Annotated in this window: 17 protein-coding genes; 3 read left to right on the top strand and 14 right to left on the bottom strand. The window is 50.6% G+C overall.

The annotated features are described in order from the left end of the window. Positions 1–120 precede the first annotated feature (120 nt). The 5 genes from M6D81_RS10390 to M6D81_RS10370 form a co-directional block, all read right to left on the bottom strand. Positions 121–1,833, bottom strand: a complete 1,713-nt coding sequence (locus tag M6D81_RS10390) for a sensor histidine kinase (RefSeq protein WP_262676811.1) — start codon at positions 1,831–1,833, stop codon at positions 121–123. A 3-nt stretch (positions 1,834–1,836) separates the two neighbouring features. After that, the gene (locus M6D81_RS10385; protein WP_262676810.1) at positions 1,837–2,595 is read right to left on the bottom strand and encodes a response regulator transcription factor; all 759 of its coding nucleotides are present in this window, start codon (positions 2,593–2,595) and stop codon (positions 1,837–1,839) included. A gap of 97 nt (positions 2,596–2,692) precedes the next feature. Further along, positions 2,693–3,598 carry a dihydrodipicolinate synthase family protein gene (locus tag M6D81_RS10380; RefSeq protein WP_262676809.1) on the bottom strand — a complete coding sequence of 302 codons (906 nt, stop codon included), beginning with the start codon at positions 3,596–3,598 and terminating at the stop codon, positions 2,693–2,695. 15 nt (positions 3,599–3,613) lie between these two features. Then, positions 3,614–4,657: a LacI family DNA-binding transcriptional regulator gene (locus M6D81_RS10375; RefSeq protein WP_262676808.1), complete on the bottom strand. Its 1,044-nt coding sequence runs from the start codon at positions 4,655–4,657 to the stop codon at positions 3,614–3,616. A 425-nt stretch (positions 4,658–5,082) separates the two neighbouring features. Then, on the bottom strand, positions 5,083–6,111 hold the full coding sequence (locus tag M6D81_RS10370; protein WP_262676807.1) for an ABC transporter substrate-binding protein: 1,029 nt from the start codon (positions 6,109–6,111) through the stop codon (positions 5,083–5,085). A gap of 266 nt (positions 6,112–6,377) precedes the next feature. Here M6D81_RS10370 and M6D81_RS10365 point away from each other — a divergent pair, with 266 nt between their 5' ends. Together M6D81_RS10365 and M6D81_RS10360 are read left to right on the top strand one after the other, a co-directional pair. Then, the gene (locus M6D81_RS10365) at positions 6,378–6,545 is read left to right on the top strand and encodes a hypothetical protein (protein WP_262676806.1); all 168 of its coding nucleotides are present in this window, start codon (positions 6,378–6,380) and stop codon (positions 6,543–6,545) included. A 13-nt stretch (positions 6,546–6,558) separates the two neighbouring features. Next, complete coding sequence (locus tag M6D81_RS10360; RefSeq protein ID WP_262676805.1) at positions 6,559–6,762, top strand: thioredoxin family protein; 204 nt, start codon at positions 6,559–6,561, stop codon at positions 6,760–6,762. Between the two features lie 124 nt (positions 6,763–6,886). Here M6D81_RS10360 and M6D81_RS10355 read toward each other — a convergent pair whose 3' ends face one another. The 9 genes from M6D81_RS10355 to M6D81_RS10315 form a co-directional block, all read right to left on the bottom strand. Next, positions 6,887–9,271 carry an alpha-L-rhamnosidase-related protein gene (locus M6D81_RS10355; protein ID WP_262676804.1) on the bottom strand — a complete coding sequence of 795 codons (2,385 nt, stop codon included), beginning with the start codon at positions 9,269–9,271 and terminating at the stop codon, positions 6,887–6,889. A 7-nt stretch (positions 9,272–9,278) separates the two neighbouring features. Beyond that, positions 9,279–12,500, bottom strand: coding sequence for a glycosyl hydrolase family 2 protein (locus tag M6D81_RS10350; protein WP_262676803.1), 3,222 nt, complete (start codon positions 12,498–12,500; stop codon positions 9,279–9,281). A 1-nt stretch (position 12,501) separates the two neighbouring features. Then, the gene (locus M6D81_RS10345) at positions 12,502–13,896 is read right to left on the bottom strand and encodes a sulfatase family protein (protein ID WP_262676802.1); all 1,395 of its coding nucleotides are present in this window, start codon (positions 13,894–13,896) and stop codon (positions 12,502–12,504) included. A gap of 2 nt (positions 13,897–13,898) precedes the next feature. After that, positions 13,899–15,884 carry an FG-GAP-like repeat-containing protein gene (locus M6D81_RS10340; RefSeq protein ID WP_262676801.1) on the bottom strand — a complete coding sequence of 662 codons (1,986 nt, stop codon included), beginning with the start codon at positions 15,882–15,884 and terminating at the stop codon, positions 13,899–13,901. Positions 15,885–15,886: 2 nt separating this feature from the next. After that, positions 15,887–17,572: an extracellular solute-binding protein gene (locus M6D81_RS10335; protein ID WP_262676800.1), complete on the bottom strand. Its 1,686-nt coding sequence runs from the start codon at positions 17,570–17,572 to the stop codon at positions 15,887–15,889. A 36-nt stretch (positions 17,573–17,608) separates the two neighbouring features. Further along, complete coding sequence (locus tag M6D81_RS10330; protein WP_262676859.1) at positions 17,609–18,439, bottom strand: carbohydrate ABC transporter permease; 831 nt, start codon at positions 18,437–18,439, stop codon at positions 17,609–17,611. Between the two features lie 75 nt (positions 18,440–18,514). Next, positions 18,515–19,411, bottom strand: coding sequence for an ABC transporter permease (locus tag M6D81_RS10325; protein ID WP_262676799.1), 897 nt, complete (start codon positions 19,409–19,411; stop codon positions 18,515–18,517). Between the two features lie 186 nt (positions 19,412–19,597). After that, positions 19,598–21,868 (bottom strand): AraC family transcriptional regulator, encoded by a 2,271-nt coding sequence (locus M6D81_RS10320; RefSeq protein ID WP_262676798.1) that lies wholly within the window; start codon positions 21,866–21,868, stop codon positions 19,598–19,600. 64 nt (positions 21,869–21,932) lie between these two features. Beyond that, positions 21,933–22,244, bottom strand: coding sequence for an L-rhamnose mutarotase (locus tag M6D81_RS10315; RefSeq protein WP_262676797.1), 312 nt, complete (start codon positions 22,242–22,244; stop codon positions 21,933–21,935). A 122-nt stretch (positions 22,245–22,366) separates the two neighbouring features. On the opposite strand from M6D81_RS10315, the gene M6D81_RS10310 reads away from it, so the two are divergent. After that, a complete protein-coding gene (locus M6D81_RS10310) occupies positions 22,367–23,239 on the top strand; it encodes a helix-turn-helix domain-containing protein (RefSeq protein WP_262676796.1) in 873 nt (290 codons plus the stop codon). The last annotated feature ends 7 nt before the right edge of the window (positions 23,240–23,246 follow it).

The raw sequence follows: 23,246 nt of genomic DNA, 5'->3' as shown, positions 1-23,246 counted from the left end.
ACGATCTCCGATGAAATTATCAAATCCTTCTGAAATGATTCAGTATTTTACGCGTTTTGGAGAAAAGAAAAAAATCTGCCCGAAAAGGCAGATTTCTCGAATCTCGCTATACCCTCTTATTCAACTTGAACCTGTTTTATACTGCGGACAGGTGATTCGCATCAATGTACCCTCTCCAAGCCGGCTATGAACGGATACGCCGAAGGCCGCTCCGAACAGCAGCTGCAATCGTTCATGCACGTTCTTCAGCCCGTAACCGGAAGAGTTCATCGACAATATCGCATCCGCAGTCTCCGGCGACATGCCCGGTCCGTTATCTTCGATATCAAAGACGATCGTCTCTCCGACCAGTCTGGCGCTTACCTTCAACAGGCCGCTTCCCTCTCGCTTCTGCTTAATGCCATGCTTGATTGCGTTCTCGGCAAGCGGTTGAAGAATCAAATTAATGGTCGAGTACTCGTACACCGCTTCGTCGAACCGGTACTCCACATCGAACCGATATTCGCTCATCACTTGTACGATCTCAATATAGGACATAATATTGTCCAGCTCGTCTCGAACCGTAATCATGTTATGGCCCCGATTAAGCGCCGTCCGGTAAAACCTGGCCATAGCCGTAACGACCTGGCTGATATCCTCTGCGCCGTTCCTTAACGCCTGCCAGTTAATAAACGACAACGTATTGTAAAGAAAATGGGGGTTAATCTGCCACTGAAGCGCTTTCATCTCAGCTTCCTGCTGCTTGATCTTGCTCCGGTAAGACTCCTCAATCAAAGCGTTGAAGCGCACAAGCATATGGCCGAACTGATTCGTCAATTGTCCGATCTCGTCCTTGGAATCGCTCGATATCCTGATATTGGTGTTGCCGACCTCTACCCGCTTCATCAAGGAATTCAGCTTGTATATCCGTCTGAGCATCGTCTTCGAGAATATCGTAATAATGGCAAGCAAAGTGATCATGCATACGCCAATAATGACTAGGGTGGCGCGAATAATCGAGCCCGCATCGGATGCCACCTGCGCAATCGGCACGAAGCAATAAATCGTCCAGCCGGCATGCTCCACTTGCTTGCTGACAAGAAGAAATTCCTTCCCGTCGATCAGGATTTCCCTGTCATGCAGGCCAATCAATCCCGCGATGTCATCGGCCGCCAATCCCCACTCGCCATAGTTGCCGTACAGAATCTGATTCTCTTGGTCGACAATGGCAATCCCGTATTCATTCGTCAGCTCTGACACCGGCTTGAAGAAGCTGTCTTCATTGATTCGCATATAGACAAAGTGACGGTCCGGTGAGAATAGAATGGGAAACGTTCCCGTTGCGAAAATTTCTCCGTCATAAAACCAGCGGATTTCGCTGCCTGTCCCTTCGGTGGCCTCGTCGTACCACCATTCCTCCCGCACCCTGCCGGCGGACTGCACCAGATTGCCATACTCCGGCACATCGCCTTGCGCATAGACAGTCACCTTCTCCACATCCTGATCCAGATTGGCTATCATGGTGACGTAAGGCGATAAATACGACTGCAGATCGCGGGACAAGTTGACGAGATCAATATAATCGTTCGTGACGATCTTCTGGAACGTCCCGTTGAACAGCATCGAGCGAAGGAGATGATTATATTGACCGGTCGAACGGCTCATGCTCTCAGATACAGTGCTCACAGTCTTGTCCAGCCCCTGCAGCATCTGCATGTTCAGCATTGTCTTGGATTGCCAGTAAGCATATGCGCCCAATACGGATACGGGAATGATCACGACGAGCAAGTAGGAGAGAAACAGCTTCCGATTAAATCTCAAATGGTTGAAATAGCGATATACTGCCCGTATCATCGCTTAGGCCTCTTCCCGGTACTGGGACGGAGATACGCCGAAGCGGTTTTTGAACAGAGAGCTGAAGTAAGGAAAGTTATGATAGCCGACATCCCGGGCAATATCGACAATTTTGCGATTGGTCGTTCTTAGCAGCTCCTCGGCCTTGTTCATGCGGAATAGCGTGATATATTTATTGACGCTTATCTTCTTCTCCTTCTTGAACAAGTGGCTCAAATAGTTGGGCGACAAGTACACTTGCTCGGCGAGCCCTTCCAGCGACAAATCGGAAGCGTATCGTTCCTCAACAATGCGAACGACCTGCTCGATCGCCTTCGATAGCCCCTCGTCGGCCTTCGGAGCCGTTCCCGATGACCCGTGCAGCCTCGCAGTGTTGCGCGATTGGCGTTCCTCCTCGCACATGCGGATCACTTCGGTTACGACGTTGACGAATTCCGAGACTTGCACCGGCTTCAAAATATATTGAACCGCTTTCAAATGTATGGCGCGCTTCGCATATTCGAACTCGCCGTATGCGCTCATAAAAATGACTTTGGTCTGCCGGCCCATATCCCGCACTTTCTCGGCCAGCGTAAGTCCATCCATCTCCCGCATGCGGATGTCCGTGAACAGAATATCCACCTCGTTCTGTTCCATATATGCAAGCGCGCTCTCACCGCTGTCCGCTTCAACGATTGCCGTGTTCAGACCGTACTTATCCACCAGGAATTTCACGCCTTCTCGCTCGAACTTGTCGTCGTCGACAACCAGCATTGTCAGCATTGCCCTCATCACCTTCCGGCCAGTGTCTTTTTAAGAGAGAGTCTACCACAGCCCTCCAAGAAAGCACAATGACTCCATGTTCAGGCTAGCTTGGCGATCAAGCGCGGCTTCCGCCTGTATACCAAGCCTTTACCGCATGCGCCGTATCCGGCTTCAGCCTGACGGGATTGCGGCAGGTCAATCCGATGTCCATGCCTTGCAGCTGCGCTATGAGCTTGGAAGTCATCGGGTAGGCTCCGCCGCCGGTAAGCATGCTGTCCAATACGACCAGCTCGCGATGAAGCCGCTCGGCCTCGGGGTCTTGCCTGATCGCCTTCTGCCAGAAGTCCAGAACCAGATCGGCTGAAGATGCCGATGAGATTGCCATAATGCCCCGCGCTCCCATCCGTACGGCCTCCAGCATGTAAGGGTGATTGGCTTGATAGACCACACTGTCGGGAGCGGCGTCGATCTTGCCCTTAATGCCCTCTCTCGTGCAGGTCGTATCCTTGATCCCCCATACATTATGATGATTCGCCAGTTGTTCGTACACCTCCGTGTCGAGCAGATAAGCCTGCACCATCGGCCATTCGTAGACGAGGCAAGGGATCGGGGCGCTGTCCGCGAGCTTGGCGTAATAGTCGCCCAGAGCCTGCTGATCAACGCCCATGCCGTCCGGCGGTACGAGCACAATGGCCGCCGCCCCTGTATCCGCCATCCGCTTTACCTTTTCTCCGTGGCTTGCCGGATCTGAGCCCAGATTGCCTGTGACGACGACAGGGACGTTCCCAGCCAGCTTCGCCGCCCTGCTCGCCAGCTGCTCGCGCTCTTCAAGCGTCAGCCACTTCATCTCGCTGCTGCCGCAGACGCCGAACAGTCCATGCGGCTTCCGCTCCAGCTGCCACTCCACATAGCGGTCGTAAGCTTGCCAGTTCACTTCGCCATTCTCATGGAATGGCGTCAGCAGCAAGGAGAATACCCCCTCGAACTTGCCGCCCGCTTCCCTTGAATACCATTGTGCCATCTTCCCATTCCCCTTTCATCCTTCAGAATTGGTCCTGCTCCACTTCTCTGTCGGGCTTCCGCACGATTGCCGGATGACCAGCCGGTGCTGGAACTGAACGGATACCGGCGGACTCGCCTTGCGGCTCATCAGGTCCACCAGCAGCCGGACACTCGATGCGGCCATCTGTTCCACGGGCAGATGAATCGTGGTCAGCGCCGGAATGCTGTACTTTGCCGTCTCGAAGTCATCGTGCCCGACGATCTCCATCCCGCCCGGCACCGCGATGCCGAGCTCATGAAGCGCACAAAGCGCCCCTACCGCCATCTGGTCGCTTAAGCAGAACAGCGCGCCGGGCAAGGAGCCGCCTTCGGCCATCCGCTTCACTCCGCGATAGCCGCCCTCCTCCGAGAAGTCCTCCAGCACCGTATGGCCCCCGGCCACTAGCAATCCTCTGGCGGCGCATTCCTCCAGGAATCCGTACCGCCTTAGCTGCACCGCCTTCGAAGACACATCCGGCACAAGAAGCCCTGCCTCCCGGTGGCCCCTATCTGCCAGCAAGCCCGCTACCGTCCTGCCTGCTTCGTCATTGTCCACGTTCACCGTACTGTACTTGCCGGAGTCCCGCTGGACAAGAACGATCGGCACCGGGATGTCGCTTGCTTCCAGATAGGCTTCATCCTCCTCCGTCGGATTGGCAATGATCGCTCCGTTGAATCTCGTCCGGGTCAGCAAACTTTTTACATCGGAGAGCCGCGAGCTGACATAGGGCTGAATCAATATTTCATGCTCCGTCTCCAGTTGGCTTACCGCCAGTTGCACGCCTTTCAAGAAGCGCCCCATCAGCTCCCAGCGAGTGTCCATCGTCCAGAATAAAGCGATAATCGGGACGACCGATTCCCCTTGGCTCCTGAGCCGCTTCGCCGATATGTTCGGCTGATAATTCAGTTGCCGGGCGATCTCGAACACCCGCTCTTGCGTCGCTGCCGCAATGCGGTACTGATCGCCCTTGCCGTTCAATACCAGCGATGCCGTCCCTTGCGACACGCCCGCCTGTCGGGCGATTTCCTTCATGCTCATGCCTTTTGTCCCACCTTCTTGCTGCAGCTCGCTGTTATGCTGCGATTGTAATAACGATTGAGTCCGCTAGTCTGCTGAATAATATTGCGTTATTGCTCTTTATTGCTCTCGGACAATCATTTCGTCCAACTGATGCAGTTGCAGTACTGCTCAATGCCCACTGATGATACTTAGTGGTTTAGTTCAATCAGTCAATTCTGCTAATACGTATTAGCAGAATTGACAATATTATAATGCTAATACGTATTAGCATGCAAGAAGATTTCATGCAGAAGATTTCATGCAGCTGGTTGCTTTCAGACATACCTTTAGGCTGGACGGGGGGTGCGGTTGGGGAGGAAAGAGCCTCGGTTGGCGGGGCTATATTAGAAAAAAAAGGGCGCGACCCCGAAGCAATGCTCGATGCGTGCCCAATAATCATTCCGCTATTGTGATATCAGCTCGCTGACAATCTGATCGAATTGATGCTCCAGCGCAATCGCATCGCTGTAGTAGAATGCGTCGACGCTGTACGGATACACCTTGCCGTTCTGCACGGCAGGCAAGTTCTGCCACAGCTTGCTGTTCATAATCTGGCTCTCCATCTCCGATGCGTCATTGCGGACGCCGAGGAAGATATGATCCGCCTCGCCGAGCACTTCCGGAATCGACTCTTGCGAGATGCCTGCCCAGCCCGCTTCGAAAGCCAGTTCCTCCACTTTGGCGGGAGCGTGCAGTCCCAGCACTTCATAGATGATTTGCCCGCCTCTGCCATAGGTTTTGCCCATCAGATAAATTTCCTTGGCACTCAATTCAACGATAGCGACTTTCTCGTCGGCGCCAATAGCCTTTAACAGCTCTTCCTTTTTCTCTGCGCCTTTCTGTTGAAAACCGTCGATCCATTTCTCCGCTTCTGCTTCTTTATTCAGCACCTTGCCAATCTCGGTCACCCGCTGTTCGTAGCCGTATTCCAGCGGAATGACGATAGTCGGCGCAATTTTGGACAGCTCCTCATAGCTGTTCTGATCGTATGTAAGGATAACGTCGGGGTCCAGCGCAATGACCTTCTCCGCCGACACTTCTCTATTCTCGCCCACGTTCTCAATGTCCTTGATCAGCTCTTTATGATATGGCGAGGTCTCCGATATCCAGCCGGCCACACCGATCGGCTTCACGCCCAGCACCAGCACATCGCCGACATAATCCTGTACGGCAAGCAGCACCCGCTCCGGATTGGCAGGCAGCTCAATCGCACCGTTGATGCTTTCATAGATGCGAACATCTCCGGATTCGTTCTCCTGCTTGCTGTCATCCTGCTCATTGACCTCGTTGCCCGGTGCATCCTCTTGCTTCTGCACATCGCCTCCGTTCGAACCTGCAACATTCTCATTTCCTTCTGCACCGCAACCGCTCACGACCAATACCATGCATACGAGCAGCGCAGCCCATAGCAGCAATCTTCTTGTTTTCAACATCCAGTTCTCCTTCCTAATCCTCATTCGGTTTTGACAAAGTTATGATAACTTGATAATGATACTTATTATCAATTAACCCAACCGAATTCTACCATACCTGACTTGACCGGGTCAACCCGGATATATGCTATCGGTTAGATGTCACCGTATTGGCGCCCTCACAACGATTTCTCCGTATATTCCAACGACCAGACGCCACTAGGCTCGGCAACCTGATCGCCTGCAAGAGACCGCCCGTGCAGAAAACGGCGTAGACGTTCGTGCAGATGGCTGCATTGCTGACAGACGTCCGCGCAAAGCAGTTAAAGGAAGTGCGAGCGGCAATTGAGGAACATCGACTGATGCCGCTGTTGATGAAAACGGAGCATTGCAACGTATGCGAGGCCATCCAGGCTAAAGTGGAAAGTATGGTGGAGAAAATGCCTGGTACATAGCGGATATGTGTATGTGGAGGATGTACCGGAGCTTGCTTCCGAATATTTGGTGCTTACTGCCCCTGTCCTGCTGTTATTCTTCAAGGGAAGAGAGGTGCAGCACTTCTCCCGCTTCGTCAAGTTAGAGGAACTTCATAGCTTGTTGGAGAGGTATACCGATTGGATGGATAATGGCCATTTCAATCCATTCCATCTGGAGCAACTTCCACTTTTCTAGTTTAATAGATTGGAGGAAGGCTCCAGAAAAAATGAAGTTATTGTGGAGCGATAAATGCATACTGGGGTTCGTTGCCTGCTTGATGTATTTCTTCAAGCTATCAAGAAACTTCAGAGTCAGAGGTTCAGGATACCCAATCGCTCAAAATCGCTTTGAAACCCATCGTACGGAAATAACCTCCGGCGGCGACCTGTGTCTCCCCGTCAATCAAAGTGACGGAATAGGGGAGGTCTGCAGGAAGAAAGACAACCAATTCCCTGTCGCTGACACATTCATAGTAGATTCCTTTCTCTGTTTGCCGCCACGCGATCCTCACCGTGCCATCCGTATTGACAATTGGCCTTGTCCCGGAAGCATATGTCAGCCCTCCCGTATGCAAACGGAAGTCGAAAGCCAGCGTTTCTCCTGCACCTCTCGGCTGCAAGCCGAGAAAGTAATTGGATAATTGCCATGACGGGCAGCCGGACCAGGCATGGCAGTGACTCCATCGATGATCGAATACCTCGAACAATGTTGTCGCTCCCTGCTCCAGCATCCACCCCCAGCAGGTTCGAAACTGTTGAATGACGAACGCCGCCTCATCCTGCTCCAACAGCGCTGTTAGTGCGTAGTGCCCAAAATACGGCGTAATAAGCTGCCGATCATTCGCTGCCGGATTAGACAAACGAGGAGCGTCCGACCGATTCGGAAAACAATTCAGCATATGCCGCTTGATTAAGTCAACTGCTCGTGCACGTAAATCACCGCTTAATAAGCCATATCGCAGCGCAAACACATTGGCATGAAAACCAGGATTTTCCACGAACGTATTCGATTGGCCAGAGCAATCGGCCGCCTGGACTGGAATGGAAGCGAGCAGCAACCCATTCGCTCCGGTCATTTTGTCCAATATTATCTGCGTAAGCCGATCACGTTGCTCGGACCGGCGGCGGAACTGCTGTTTATCGCCAAGCATCTCCGCCCAATTTGTTAAATCACTGATTGCCTTCCAGACCAGCACGTTCAACGCAACGTTCACTTCATCCTTCGTCACCATATGGCCCCAATCAACGAAATCCCAATATGGAAAACGGGCAATGCCGTTCTCGGTCAAACAAGACCAATACAGGTCAACAACTTCATTGGCAGCAGCGAAATGAGACTGAATGAAGTGACGATCACCGGTCAATCCGTAATATCGCATGCACCCGGATACCCACAGCATGGCGAATGAAGACACCGGAATGATCTGCCCCGGGTAGCATCCCGGAATCATCCCGTCATCCCGTCTGCAAAGCACGGCCTGTTCAAGACTTCTGCGAATTAATGACAAATCGCCATAAGCGGCTTCCAGCACTTCCATCCCTACCGCTACTGCATCGCCCAGCCACTGTCCTCGCTCACGCGTTGGTGTGTCGGTAAGTGCGTCCTCACTGCATGATTGCAAAGTTTCCACACACATGGACCAAATCTGGTTCAAGAGCGGATCCGAGCTCTCAAATCGGCCAACCGGCGAACCGAAATAAGATCGTTGCAAGGCTGCCGCTTCATGCACCGCAACCTGTTCAGGAGGTGCTTCAACATGCAGCTCCAGAAAACGAAACCCTCGTGCCGAGAAGGTCGAGAAGGTCTGCTTGCCTCCGCGTGCGATCCATCGGTCCATATGACAAGACTGGCTGGCAGAAAGCGAGATTACCGGCATCACTCTCTCATCTGTCAAAAATTCGCTATAGCCGGCTTCTATCACCGTTCCTTTCGGCACGTCCAGAATAATGGAAGGACGATACAGCCCCACCTTGCCTAAATCGAACCGAAACCACACACCATCCGGAGACAACGTTGACTGCAGCTCCCGGAGCATGAAGCGGACCGGAGGATCATCCATTTCATAGCCAAATCTGTTCACATAACGACCTGCGCCTATCTGCGCGGCCTTCACCGATAAGCTGTGGCAACGGCGTTCAGCCGTTGCTGGGCGAAACATTGGAGGCGCCAGATCGATCCACGGATCAACAGGTTTAACCGGTCGCCACATCAACGATTCATCAGGGGCTTCCATTCTCTCGTCAACGTTCCACTCGGGAAGCAGCCGTGTATCGCAACGTTCCGCCCATCCGAGTTGTCCATTCACCCTGCGTCCCATCGGCAAATAAGCATCGAGTTCCCTGCACAGCCACGTTAGGATAATCGGCTTTCCACCGGAATCCCGCACGTCGGCCTGAAGAAAAGGCGGAAGTTTATTGGCCGTTATCCGTGTAGGTACGCCATAATAATGTACAGTGACAATCAATTCATGTCTGCCTTCTGCAAGCTCCAGCAAGTACGTATCGTATTCCGGCTGCCCAAGCGCAAAGCGCGGGGGACCTTCGCCAATTTCACGGCCCTGGCAGTATATGCGGTACATATCGCATCCAAACAGCCGAATGGTGATCGGCTCTGGATGCTCCAATGTGATGGTCGTGCGAAAAGCAACGTAAATATCTTGCCATCGAGACGGTGCGGGGTGCCAAAAAGCCTCTACTTGGTTCATCGATGGATCATCCTCCCTCTCCCTCCGAACGAATAGCTTCCGAAACCCGACGCCGCACAATGTGCTGCGGCGATTCAGAAATACCGGCTGGCCACAACACATAACTATCGGAATACCGATCGCCTTCCGTATGGAAATGATCCGGTGAATACGCGTTGCTGTAAACAGGAACCATGTGGAGCGGACCAAAGGTATTGCGGCGCGTCATATAGAGTTGAAGTTCAAAACCAGCCTTAGCACGCACCGGCCCCGTAATATCAGCTTCAAATGGTGTCCAGGGCATCAATTGCTCCTCGCCTTCTTCGAATACCACCTTGGCGCAAGCTGCGTTGACAGACGGAAGCCGCAGCAGGTGAACAACACTATCCGATTCGTTCCCGTCCATGTTCACAATCTCATTTGCGCCCATAGGCGCATTCACCATTCGCCGCTTGTCGGTATGGATTCGAAAGGTAATCATTCCCCCATAGAATGGAAGCCCCTGACCGACCAAATCGCCGACTGCCATCGTATCAGCCAGACGCGTCAAAATTTTCTTTGTGCCCTCCAATCGGACTCCAAAGCTGCCCAAAATGTAAAGCGGCTCCAAATCGACGCGTTCATGGAACGCAGTTTCCAGCGTAATCCGATTTTCACCGATTCGCAGCATGGAGACAGGCAAGGGTAACAGCTTGAAACAATGATTGACCCAATGCTCCTCCGTTGGAGTTGCCAATAATAGCTTTCCATTGATGGAGATGGCAAATTGCTCAGGCTTCTCTACCGCCAGATACCAAGTCCGCTCATTCCCATGCTCGTCCTGTGGCAGTTGTTCGATGATGAATGCAAATGAAAGCGCGATACTGCCCAGCATTGCAATCGGCCACAGACCGTGCTCCAGCGCATACCAAGGCTGCACCATCTTGTTGTTTCGCCAATCCGTCTTAAGCTTATCTCGAATCATCCGATCGGCCTTCAGAATGTCGATCTCTGCCTGCCACTCCCCTTCATCAATCCGATATTCCGCTCGATCAAGCACACATACATTCGGCTCACTGAGCCGATAAGGAAACGGTCCTTCCCAGCACCCTTCCACATGCTCTTCATAAACCGGCTGATACGGAGGAAGTGTTGCTGCCGGATTCTGATCGGTACGGATAAAGTACAAGCGTTCCCCGGATGGCGGAAAATCGGTCGTAATTTCCATACCGTGTGCCCCGCTAGTCGCAGAGATTCGATTTCGCCCCCCCGTCAGCGCATTCCACTGCTCCACGGAGCCGTGTAAACTAAAGCGCAAACGCACCTGGCGATGCCAGTTGTCGCGATCCATATTCATGAACAGCGCCAAGTATCCTTCATCAACCTCGCGCACTTGGCAGAACAAATCCCTTATTCGTTCATTCGCTACAGGGTCGAACGCCTCTATTGTTACTCGTTGATAAGGGGTGCAGGCATCCTCAATCGCTTCCTCGTCCCAGGCCACCTGATCACCTCGCTTCAACAGTTGGGTAGCTGTCTGCGAAGGCTGTGCATCCACATAAGCAGGCGGGGCTGCAGCAGTTACAACTTGCCCTCCCGCATTCAGGAAATCTTCCAGCAATCGTAATGTAGAAGAACGTATCGTCACCAAGCCCGCGACGACAACGACACGATAGGATGACTTACCCACCTGCAGCACAGGAACACCCGAAGTATCCTGCGAGATGGAACCGTATTGAGACAACAAATGCTCGTCTCCATAATCAAAGTCAAGCTGCGCCCCCGCCAAAAAGTGGAAGAGCTCCTTATATTGCCGCTCGATTTGAATAACCTCAGACGAGACGGCGGCAAGCGACGATGACCAGCCGCAATACACTTGACACCATACGCTCTCCACAGGATTGATGACGAGGATATCGCATATTTCCTTTCCTTGAGACATCACGGACCCTAGGCGAGAAAAATACATCTCCACCTTCTCATACTCCCGCCACCAGGCGCTGGCCGGACCAATGCTTCCCGGGAAATCCCGTTTGGACTCCCCTTCCATCGTATACCAGGTCAAATGATGGCTTCGCGCATTAATCCCGAACAACGCCTGCCAGTCTCCCGTCGCTTTGTGTCCTTGAAATGGCATTTGCCAGCCGGTGCATCCGTATAGCTCGGAAAAAAGCCATTTCTTTCCCAATTGCCTCGCAGCAGAAGAAAGCTGCTTGGCTACCCAATAGCTGCGATTCCCCTCAGTCAATACATCAATGCCCGGTTCCTCCATGTGTTCATAATAGCGCATGACCGAACCCGACATGACGGTCTGCGCCGTAAGCGAATCCTCATGGAGAATATGCCCGGTCAGGCGAAGCCCATGCTTGGTACACCATTCCTGCACGGGGATTGCAAAGTTCTCCAGGAACATGCGTTGCAGCAATTCGATATAATGCCATTTCACCGCAGAAACCGATTCACCATTATTTCGATAGAACAACTCCGGCAAGCGGTCCGTCAAATCATAGCCAAATGTGTCCTGAAACCGTTCAAACAGATCGTAAGTCCACGGCAAATGCCTCTCCTTGTCCGGATTCGTAATGCCGAATCCGTCAAGCACGCTGCCGCGATGCGGTTCGTCCGTAAAGATGCCCTGGATCGCATTTCCGAACAGATTGGCGCAACCTTCACGATACTTTTCGTGCGTCATCTCTAGGAAGCGTTCTGTTGCTTCACGGTTCAGCGTATCAAGGTAAGTTGCCCCGTTGTAGAACGAGGAAGCGGCCATCTCCGTGATGGTAAATGCCAGTACCTTACGGCTCGACGTCGGGACAGGCGATTCCCCCCGCTTGATCCGCGCGCAATGGCGTACATCGCTGCCATCCAATTCACAGTGGAAAGCGGCAATCGTATCAGCTGTCCATTCGAAAGTGGATGGTTCCATCCAATCTGCTCTCACGAATTTCAATCTATATCGCGGTTCGCTTGTGACCATCCCCCCGGCTGTACCGCTTGGCCAGCGATCCTCATCGTAAAGCCACGCTTCCATCCCGATTCGCCGCGCTTCTTCCGCACATACACGAGTCAGCCTCATCCATTCATCACTGAGATATCTCGTCTTCAAACCAACTCTGGCGTGCATATAAAACCCGCCGAATCCCATTACTTTGAAATCATGAATTTGTTTAATCAACTGCTCCTCATCCAGTTCACCGTTCCACGACCAGAGCGGCTTGCCTCGAAATTGATTCGATGGATTGAGAAATTGTTCGTACAAGAATTGTCCCATCCTAGAGCTTCCTTCCTTGCAGCAATTGTTGCTTGATCCACGGATTCGCCACCACGCTGTCCCCTTCTTGCAACAGGATCTCGTACAATCGTTTTCGAAGCGCCCGGATTTGATCTGTCCAATCGGCATCATGGATTAGATTGTTTAATTCAGCGGGATCGCTCTGCAGATCATATAACTCATCGACATCGGTCGGATTCCATACCAACTTCATACACCCGTCCGTTATCATCCGTTGAATGAACAGTCCAAATTGCTGACCATTATAAGTAGAAACAATTTCCTTTCGCCATTCTTGCGCCAGGACATCATACAAGGGATCCAGCAAAGGCTTCAGCGATCTTCCCTGAAACTTGCCCGGTTCAAACCCGGCCAGTGCGGACAAGGTTGGCGGAAGATCAAGCAAATTGTACACCAGCTCCTGACGAATTTGGCCGTGTGGCATCCCCGGTCCGCTTATGATCAAAGGGACGCGCATAATATCCTCGTACATGATACAGTGCTTATCCATCATCCGATGAGCGCCGCACATATCGCCGTGATCGGCAGTAAAAATCACAATAGTGCGTTCGCTCAAATTCGAGCGTTTCAGGAAGTCGATGATCTTCCCGACAGCATCGTCCATCTGACTGATGGCCGCATAATAACGGGCAACCGTCGGCGACCAGTCCGACCATTCATAGTGTTCCACCTGCCAGTTCAGCAGCTGTTGCTTCTGAATGTAAGGCTTGTTCTCGAATCGCTCATTAAAACTATCCCATCTTGGCACTTCATCCGGCTTGTACCAGGAGGCGAATGGCTCGCTCGGTCTGCACGGCAGATGCGGCTCGTCAAAGTCAAGCCGAACATGCCATGGGCCGCTATGCTCGCACTCGTATCGTTCAATTAACGAGATGGCTTGATCAGCCATCCAGTGCGTGCGCGCATCATCAATCGGCACAGGGTCCGTTTCGCCAAAAAATCCATTGTTATATGCAGGCGGGCCATAGTTCGCTTGCCGAAACTGCTGATAGTCCTGCAGGGAAACATAATCGTCATATCCGTAACTTGTAGGATCGAACGTTGGATGCACATGCCACTTGCCCAGGTAGCCCGTTGCATAACCGATTCGATTCAATTCTCTTGGCCATGCATACATATCCGGCCCCAACGCCGGTGTCGGTGGACCGAGATCATAATTCCAGAGCGACCCGAAAGTCTCGGGCCGCCTGCCGTTCAGTAAACTTTGTCTCGCCGGACAGCATAAGGGAATATGCGTGTAGGCGTTGGAGAACCAGACACCTTCATCAGCCAACCGATCCAAATTCGGCGTCCTAACCGGATATCGACCGCTAAAACCTATGCAATCATAACGAAGTTGATCCGACACGATGAGTAAAATATTCGGCTGCGTCATACTCATTGGAACCTTAACTGTACTTCACCCAAACCGATTTCGGATTTGAATATTGCCGGTGCCGTCGGCCCCTCAGAGGTGGCGGCGACATACAATGCGCGGAACGTGTCGTTCCCCAAATATTCCAGCTGACCTGTTCCGTCTATCGTCGACAAGCCGAGAAAGAACACGCTGCTGTTCTCCAGAGGGCCATCGCTGGTAGCCAACATCGGATATTGACGCGTAGCATCACGCTCCCATATCAACCCGTCCCTGGACAGCTCAATGGTGGGATGCCTTTGATTGGTCGACGGATTGTTCACGAACGTAATGCGGACAAACACCCGCCCTCCGGGGGCTTCATTGGCATAGCCGATTTGGTTGCCGAGTTGTCCCATGCCATCCGTGCTTTCGTGCTCCAGCCAATCGAAAGTCGTCGGATCGTCCGAACGGATTCTAACATGGGATTGCGCCTCTCCATCCACAAAGTAGAATACGTACATCCACCACGGTTTTCCATCCTCATCATCCGGCACATACACCATTTCGTGATGCGTCAGCTTCGTGGATGCCGGCGAAGTCAAATTAACGACAACTCCCCGATCGGTCTTGCGAGTCCAGTTCACCCCGTCTGTGGAAGTGGCAAGCCCAATGCGGTCGGCCAATACAGTGGCGGTCTCTCCGGTGTCCACCTGATCTCCCGGGAAAATCTGCGCCTGCCAAAACATATAATAAGTTCCGTTCACTTTGATGACTTCCGGCTCCAGCGTATTATCCGTCCACCAACCGGTAAAACCGATTTCCTGCCCCTTATAGAAGACGGGACGCTCAATTTGCCGGGACCAAGTGTAGCCATCAGCCGAACTTGAATAAAGAATATGGTCTCCGTCATACAGATTTTCCCCGCCGACCAGAATTGGGTCGCCATTCTGATCCACCGTCTTCCAACGACCTCCCGTCCACATTCGGTAACCGCTTCCATCCTTGATCAAATGAGCGGAATAATCATAAGCAGCAAGCCCTGTAGCAAATCTGGCTCTGAAATACAGATTGCCAGGAATAAATTCCACGAGATCGGCTGCCCCGTCGGCATTGATCTGTCCAATACGGGCAATAGCCGCAGGATTGTTCCAAGTATGCCGCGTTCTCAGATGATATTCGCTGAGAGTCCCGAGTTCACTCGGCTTGGGCCCGAATGTACCGTCCCCTCGGCCCATGCGGAAAGCATAACCGGTCGAATGCGAACTGCTGCGATACAGACCAATGTCAACTAGACGATCCTGATTCAGATCCCCAACGACCAATTGACCCCCAACCGGTACTCCAGACCAGTTTGTGCTGACACCGGATATTACAGGGAAATCTCCCGCGCCGTCGCCAAACCACACATCGACAGCTCCAGTTGAAGCGGAATAAACAATGATGTCGGCATACGTGTCCCCGTTAACATCGCCGACTTCCATCTGGCCGCCCGTAATCGGCACATTCACGGCAGTCGTTGTTCCGCCGAAGCCTCCGATTCCGTCTCCATAACCGATCGTGACATCGGCGCCAGTGCCCGTCAGATGAACCGTTCCCAAATCAGCGTAACCGTCTCCGTTGAAATCACCGGCCAAAAAGCCGCCGTTGATGCCTGTACTCCACATATAAATATTTGCGGCTCCAAAAGTGCCGTTGCCCAAGCCAAGGAACCAGGTCAATTGTCCACTGCCAATATGGTAGTACAACGCATCGTCCAGGCCATCACCGTCCAAATCTGCCAGTCGAAAACGCATGTCGCTGCTCCAGACAATATTCATCAGATGTTCAGATTCGTTTCCGAAATTAAATCCGTAATTGGTAAAATCGCGATTCATAGCCTTCTGATAGCCATGAAATTCACTAGTATAATCAACAGAAGTAAAGCCGGCAAATCCGCTGTAGCTCACTGTTTCACTTACCGGCGAAGCGACAGAAGCCGATGCGCTTAACACAAAAACCAATGCCGTAATCAGCAACTTTTTCCTCATGTTCAGCCCCCCTGATTCCAGCGATCATAAGCTTGTTGATAAATATCTACATATTCCTGCACATTCATTTTTTCCAGCGTGCTGATATAGGCATCCCATTGGTCAAGAGAAGTATCGCCAACGATGAATTTGGCAGACATTTCATTCACATAGGACGTAATGTCCACTTCCAGCACCTTTAACCGTTGCTGCTCTTCCAGCGTGAAGTAAGTCAGCGGGAATGCGTCCCGGGCGATCGGTTCGAGCTTGAGCTTTGATTCAACCGCAATATGATGGTTAAGCGGATTCGTTTCCTCTATCTTGTATTGATTCAACTTCTGTACCGGCTCGTGTATGCGTGGAATAAATGTTCCTGCGTTTGGCGATATCGTCCCACGAAACTGCGCCGGGTTTTCCCCTTCAGGTATTAAGGCTTTCAGCCCCTGACCGTTATCCACATATTCGAAATGCTTGCCTTCAATCCCTTGCGCGGCCAGTATCGCCCCTTCCTTGCTGTACAAATGATCCACCCAGCGAATCGTCGCTTCGGGATAAGCGTTGCTGGACGTAATAGCGAAAGTGCCTCTGATCAAATTGTTGCCGCGAATGGAGAACGGCTGCTTGTTCGCCTCGGAAACAAGCGGAGGCAACAGATTATAATTTTTGTCCAACTCGTTGCCTACAACCTGGAAAGCTCCTCCGGCAGAAAAAATGCCCAACGTGCTATTGTTCCCTTTCGCGTTTTTTTGCTGCACGGTTTGCGAGTAACCTTCCTTATCAATCAATCCTGCGGCATATAGTCGATTCATAAAAGCAAGATATGATCGATATTCAGGCTCAAACGGCGCGAAACGCACTATACTATCATCCACCGTAACCGGTCCGGTAAAACCGAAAGCGCTGAACAAGAAGGATTGGATATCTGGAACGCCACTTCCCGGCACGAGATGGAACGACATAGGAATTTCATCAGGCTGACCGTTTTGGTTCGGATCCTTTTCCTTGAACGCCAAGAGTACATCGAATAATTCATCGACCGTAGATGGCATTGGAAGCTGTACCGCTTCCAGCCAGCGTTCGTTAATCCATAATTTCGGATAGACGCCGAAGGCGCCGGGAGTGTCCACGAACGGCAAGGAGTAAATGTGTCCTGACGGCGTAGTAAGATTACTGCGGATGTCCGGATTATCATCAAGCAGCTTCCGAATATTCGGCGCGTATTCCTCAATCAGACCTTCCAGCGGAATCAATTGCCCCTGGCTGCCGAACAAGATTTCATTCTCCGGCAGCAGATTTGCTCCGAACAGCACATCAGGCAAATTTCCACTCGCAAACCTCAGATTCAGCTTTTCTCTGTAGTTCTCGGCCGCAGGCGTATCAAATTCAAAACGGATCTGGGTCAAATTCTCCATTTCCTGAAAGAACGCCATCTCTTCCCAAACCAGTTGATTCGCTGTCTTCGCTCCCATCATGGCAAGCGTAATCGGCTCCTTCACAATAGGAAATTCTGCCTCGTTCAAATTAGCCGGCAACTGCTCTTGATCACTCTGCCCCTTGTTATCGGATGTTGCGTTGGGCGATCCGCTTGGCGTTTCATTTGCTGTTACGTGACTGCCAGAATCATTTTTTTTGTTGTCCGAGCAGCCCGCTACGACGGCAGCGATCAATAAAGCCACCATAAACGGCACCCACCATTTGCTGATTTTCATTTGTGCCACCTCTTCTTTTGATTATTCGAACAAACCTTAACCTTTCAGTGAACCAATCAGCACACCCTTTACAAAAAAGCGCTGCAGAAACGGGTATACGACAAGCAGCGGCAAAGCGGAAATAATCATGACGGCATACTTCAAAATGTCCGCGATTCTCGCTTGCTCTGCCAAACCTTCCAGTTGATCCCCGCTCATCATCATCGAGGTATTCATTTCCTGAAGAATGAGAATTTCCCTTAAAATGAGCTGCAAGGGAAACAAGCTGCGATCGGACAAATACAGCAATGCCGAGAAGTACTGGTTCCATAACCCGACCGCATGAAACAGTGACATAACGGCGATTATCGGTCCTGAAAGCGGCAGTGCGATTCGAAAGAACACACCGAACAAATGACTCCCGTCGATTTCGGCCGCTTCCTGCAGTTCTTGCGGCACATTCATCGCAAAGAACGTGCGCGTCACTACGATTGACCAAATGCTTATCGCCCCGGGAACCATCACCGCCCACCCGGTATTCATCATACCAAGCTCCTTGATCAACAAATAATTGGGAATCAACCCACCGCTGAAAAACATAGTCAGCAGAAGAAATAGCATGATGATCCCCTTTCCGTGCATATCTTTGCGCGACAAGGCAAATGCGCAAGGTAGGAGCAGCGCAAGATGGATTACAGTACCGATCAACGTATAAACACTCGTGTTCAGGTAGCCCATCCCAATTTCTCGGTTGTCAAACACCCGCATGTACCCTTCAAATGTCATGTCCACGGGCCATAGCCACATTTTCCCTGAATTCACATCTAGCGGATTGCTGACGGAAGCGCTGAGAATGTAAATAATCGGATACAGAATCACCAGCAGCATCAGCAACGTGAAGGCAAAATTTAATACTGTAAAGAGTTTATCCGATAGAGACTGTCGCAAGCGCTCACCCTCCTTCTATAACAAGCTCGTACTGTTTAATTTGCGGGCAATATGGTTTACGGAAAGCAGCAAAATCAGATTAATGACGGAGTTGAACAGTCCCACTGCGCTTGAGAAACTGTATTGCCCTTCCAGGAGACCGCTGCGGTAAACATAGGTTTGAATGATGTCAGAGGCTTCCATGTTCAGGGAATTTTGCAGCAAGTATATGCGTTCAAAACCGATAGTCATGAAATTGCCGACATTTAAAATAAGCAAAATAACGATTGTTGGCATTATGCCTGGAATATTGATGTGCCAAATACGCTGCAACCGGGTGGCACCGTCCACTCTGGCCGCCTCGTGCAGTTCCGGATTGATGCCGACCAAAGCCGCCAAATAAATAATCGCTCCCCATCCAAGATTTTGCCATTCCCCTGACAGAACAAAGATACTTTTAAACCATACAGGCTCCGTCATGAATGAAACCGCTTCAAAACCAAGCCACTCGATAAACTTGTTAATGATCCCGGTAGAAGGACTGAGGAAGGCAATAAGCATTCCGTTCATCACGACGACAGAAATGAAATGAGGCGCATAGGTAACGGTTTGTACTGTTTTCTTGTACCATCCATTGACAAGCTCATTCAATGACAACGCTACAATAATCGACACCGGAAATAAGGCCAATTGATATAAACTAATGAGCAGCGTGTTCCGAATTAGCCGCCAAAAGTAAAAGGATTGGAAGAAACGTTCGAAATGATCGAAACCGATCCATTCACTCCCCCATATTCCTTTGGTCACATAATAGTTTTTGAAAGCGATTTGAACCCCGTACATCGGAACGTATTGAAAGATAACGAAATGCACGATCGCCGGCAACACCAGTACATATAGCGGCCAGGTTCGCTTCAGTCGCGAGACAAACATGATCTTCACCTCCTTCGTGTGACCTCGGCCACACTTCAGAAGTATACGTATCGTGGTGCCCGGCGTATATATACCATTGAGCGTTCGCATGTTCCGTTCATGACAATGGCCATTCGTTCGATATCCCTCTGTTGATATTGCCGCAGTGACGATAAAAAAGCCGGAAGAACATCCGGCCTCATTGCATCATTTTTTCTTATACAGTTTTCTGTATTGGCCCGGCGTTATGCCTTCCTGTTTGCGAAATTTCTCGATATACTTGGAAACACCGATATACCCGACGCGTCCCACGATCTCCTTCACCGGCATATCCGTCTCGACAAGTAGACGCTTCACCTCATTCTGCCTCAAATGCTGAACATAATCGGTAAATGTCATACCCGTTTGTTCCTTGATAAACCTGCTCAAATAGGAGGAGGATAATCGAAAATGCATAGCCAATTGTTCCAACGAAAAATCAAGGGAAGGATACCGCTCATTTATTTCGGCAATGACTGCATCCCTCAAGCGGGTATTGTTGCTTTCCCGATTATGGACGACATGCTCGCATATGTCCTCGACCACTTGCCGCAGCCGCGCTGCCAAATCATTCAGCGAAGCATACTTCGCAACCATCCGGATTTGATCCGATATGTCCACGAACCCCATCTCTCTCATCGTTTTGAATACCGAATTGATCAGATCGGAGCAAATTAAACGGAGCATCAACATCGACTGCTCCCTTTCCGCGATGCTGGCTATGATGCGCTGCAGCGTTTCCGAAGCAATCTCTGCATCCCCTTGCCTCAAGCTCTGTACAAACCTGACTTGCTCTTCTACTGGATACCATAGATCGTCATGCAAACTATTTTCGATCTCATCGAAGAAAATCAAACTGCCGCTGCCTTCCCGAAGTTTGAACGCCATTGCACCTGACGCTTCGATAAAAGAACGATTGATCCAGTGGAGTTGCTTGTATGCTTGTCCCACAGCCAGCGTAAGCGGCGTACCAACTCGCTCTGCCGTTAGTCGCTGCAATTTCCTCACCACATTCAATTGGACCTGTCTGATTTCATCTTCCTCGTGTTCGACCGATATAATTAGCGCCATCCTCGTTTCCCAGTCCAACATCACGCCATAAGCAGTGCCTCGATCCACCGTGAAATGGTTCAGAGCGCTCGAAATCTCTTCCTTTTTATCAGCTGACAGCAAGTCATCCGGACCGTTCTCCAAATCTACTGTCAGCACAAAAAACAGATTGCCCTGCAATTTCAGATTATATGTTTTGATCCCGTCTTCAAGCTCCTGCAATTCAAGCTTTCCTTCCAACACATTCAGGAAGAATTTTTCTTTCACGATCTCCTTTTGCAGATCGACTTGCTCGATCAATTCGAGGTTGTTGCGATAAGTCGTTTGCAACGTAGTTCCGATAAAATCGAGTTCGCTTTCCAACCGATGTCCGGAAGACCCGGAGCGAATCGTCAGCGCACTTTGAAACAAGCTGCCGATCGGTCGGTACTGACGCCGCGAAATGACAAGGGAACCGACAAATCCGAGGCAAACCATCATTCCCAAAACAATCCAAACAAACATCTTCATATCAATAACGCGCGAAAGAAACTGTTTCGTGGGCATCAGGGTGACATACGACCAGCCCGTACGTTCCGACTTGGCATATGCGAGTGAATAGCTTTCTTTTTTCCAATGGATTTGCCTAAGCCCCGGCGACCAATCCGATTGCCATACATCGGAAATGATCGTTTGTCCGACAGGCAGACTATTGTTCTTGTATGCCATCACCTGTCGGCTCTCATCAAGGACAAAGATGCTTCCGCGAAGATCCCCCAGCAGTTTATCGATCTGGTTCGTCAGACTGTCTCCGTTCAGCATGAGCACGGCCTTTCCGTAATGCAGAAACGTGCTTCTTGGAATGGGTGAAACATAGGCGATCAAGTTTGAATCTCGTTTTTTCTCAGTTCTGTCCTTCAAGTTGATCGCCTTTATGAAAGACGAGGCGGGCTGAACATCCGATCGCTCAAGCCAATCTGACAGATTTCGATCGGGGAAACTGTAAAATTCGCTGGACAATATATCCACCGACATCGTTCCGGTGGTGGAGTAAATATTGGGGTCGCCGTAATAATATATCAAAATATCTTCGAGATGCGGGTTGTAGGATTGATAACGATTCAGTTCACGAACGGTTTCCAGCAAAGAGTAGCCGGATTTGCTGACCAAATAAGGCGTAAGCTTAGGATCCAAGGACAGTTGAGTAGCCAGCGTATCCATCTCCTGCATAAGACTGTCCATTTCGTCGCGCACCAAGCCAAGTTGCCGAATGTTGCTCTTCTCGATTTCGCGCTGCAAGTTGATCACCATGCTGTAATAGACAATGCTGCCCAAAATCAAAAACGGTACGGCAAACATCAAACCGTAAGACAGCCATATCTTCTGTTTTAAACTCGGCCTTCTCATCATAAAAATCTCTCCACTGCTAAATTCATCTTTGAGCCGGCAGTTGATCTGGATTCATCTCTGACTGTCAGGATGATTCAAAATGAAACACCTCGTTAATCGGCCTCAGCACTTCTCCATTCTGCCGCAAGAGAAGATCCGACATGAATTGCTGCCATTTCACATTTGCCGGATGGTGCTCCAGCATAGCTAATGTTTCTTTAATATTAAGCGCTTCCATATAAGCATACAACCTGCCATTATCGTAATAAATGCTGTATGTCCGCACACCTGTTTCCCGAAAAGCTTGCAACAGGTCCTGATCGACGTTCCTGTGCCTCTCTAAATAAGTCTCCAAGTTAGCCGGATCGATTTGCAGCACAAACGAAAATCTTTCCATATTTTTATTCGCCCCTTTGTTTATCGTTTTACTTTGTCGGCTCCGCAGATGCATTCCTTTATTTTGGATCTGTTCTATGAAATAATAGGGCTACTCCGATGCAGTGAAAGAAGGAATGCACATTGTCGTCTTTCAAGGAAAATTATATCCAGGCTTGGAGCGCCGATTCCGAGCGAATTATCGCCACACCGTCCGCATTTGCTAAAAAAACGCTTTTCTTCATTCAGGAGATCGGAAATTTCCGCACGCATCCCCCTTACTTTACCGAGCGGGAGCAATTGACGTCCTTCCTGCTCGTATTCACAGTAAGCGGAGCCGGCAAATTAACGTACAATGGAGAAACTTACTCGCTGCGCAGCCGTCAACTGTTCTTGATCGACTGTATGGAATACCACCGTTATTGGACAGTACCCGGCGAATCATGGGACTTGCTGTGGGTTCACTTCAACGGACAATCCGCGAGAGGCTATTTCGAGCTGTATGACGAAGCTGCTGGCCCCATTCTGGATCTTGCCCCGGATTCGCAAATCCCGCTTTTGATCAAGCAAATGATTCAACTGCAAAAGCAACGAAGTGTTGTTCATGAACTGCTAATCTCCAAATTATTGGTAGAGCTGTTGACGATATGCATACTGGACCATCGTCATGCGCAAGCCATTGCCCTTGAACCACCGATATACATTCAAGGACTTATGCAGGAGATCACAACCCGCTATGCCAGTAAGCTTACACTGGATGATTTCGCCAAACAGTTCTCGATCAGCAAGTATCATTTGGCGAAAGAATTCAAGCGGCACACCGGATTCACGCCGAATGAATACGTTATCAATATACGAATCACGAAAGCCAAGGAATTACTCAAATATACGGATCGATCAGTGGCTGACATCGCTGCCGAAGTCGGGATTCACAACGTCAGCCATTTCATTAACTTGTTCAAGCACCGTGAAGGAAGCACACCGCTAGTTTACCGAAAACAATGGCGCCCCGAGTAGTGCTCCT

Origin of the sequence: Paenibacillus sp. J5C2022 (assembly GCF_025567625.1) — a bacterium.
Classification (GTDB): domain Bacteria; phylum Bacillota; class Bacilli; order Paenibacillales; family Paenibacillaceae; genus Pristimantibacillus.
Note: the sequence above shows the minus strand (reverse complement) of the source record. Positions and strands in the feature narration are given on the sequence as shown.

Bases quoted from the DNA above. Each gene is read 5' to 3' on its own strand.
- M6D81_RS10375 (WP_262676808.1), bottom strand. From the start codon at position 4,657: ATGAGCATGAAGGAAATCGCCCGACAGGCGGGCGTGTCGCAAGGGACG.
- M6D81_RS10325 (WP_262676799.1), bottom strand. From the start codon at position 19,411: ATGTTTGTCTCGCGACTGAAGCGAACCTGGCCGCTATATGTACTGGTG.
- M6D81_RS10380 (WP_262676809.1), bottom strand. From the start codon at position 3,598: ATGGCACAATGGTATTCAAGGGAAGCGGGCGGCAAGTTCGAGGGGGTA.
- M6D81_RS10340 (WP_262676801.1), bottom strand. From the start codon at position 15,884: ATGAGGAAAAAGTTGCTGATTACGGCATTGGTTTTTGTGTTAAGCGCA.
- M6D81_RS10355 (WP_262676804.1), bottom strand. From the start codon at position 9,271: ATGAACCAAGTAGAGGCTTTTTGGCACCCCGCACCGTCTCGATGGCAA.
- M6D81_RS10330 (WP_262676859.1), bottom strand. From the start codon at position 18,439: ATGCTGCTGGTGATTCTGTATCCGATTATTTACATTCTCAGCGCTTCC.
- M6D81_RS10385 (WP_262676810.1), bottom strand. From the start codon at position 2,595: ATGCTGACAATGCTGGTTGTCGACGACGACAAGTTCGAGCGAGAAGGC.
- M6D81_RS10370 (WP_262676807.1), bottom strand. From the start codon at position 6,111: ATGTTGAAAACAAGAAGATTGCTGCTATGGGCTGCGCTGCTCGTATGC.
- M6D81_RS10365 (WP_262676806.1), top strand. From the start codon at position 6,378: ATGGCTGCATTGCTGACAGACGTCCGCGCAAAGCAGTTAAAGGAAGTG.
- M6D81_RS10345 (WP_262676802.1), bottom strand. From the start codon at position 13,896: ATGACGCAGCCGAATATTTTACTCATCGTGTCGGATCAACTTCGTTAT.
- M6D81_RS10350 (WP_262676803.1), bottom strand. From the start codon at position 12,500: ATGGGACAATTCTTGTACGAACAATTTCTCAATCCATCGAATCAATTT.
- M6D81_RS10335 (WP_262676800.1), bottom strand. From the start codon at position 17,572: ATGAAAATCAGCAAATGGTGGGTGCCGTTTATGGTGGCTTTATTGATC.
- M6D81_RS10390 (WP_262676811.1), bottom strand. From the start codon at position 1,833: ATGATACGGGCAGTATATCGCTATTTCAACCATTTGAGATTTAATCGG.
- M6D81_RS10315 (WP_262676797.1), bottom strand. From the start codon at position 22,244: ATGGAAAGATTTTCGTTTGTGCTGCAAATCGATCCGGCTAACTTGGAG.
- M6D81_RS10320 (WP_262676798.1), bottom strand. From the start codon at position 21,868: ATGATGAGAAGGCCGAGTTTAAAACAGAAGATATGGCTGTCTTACGGT.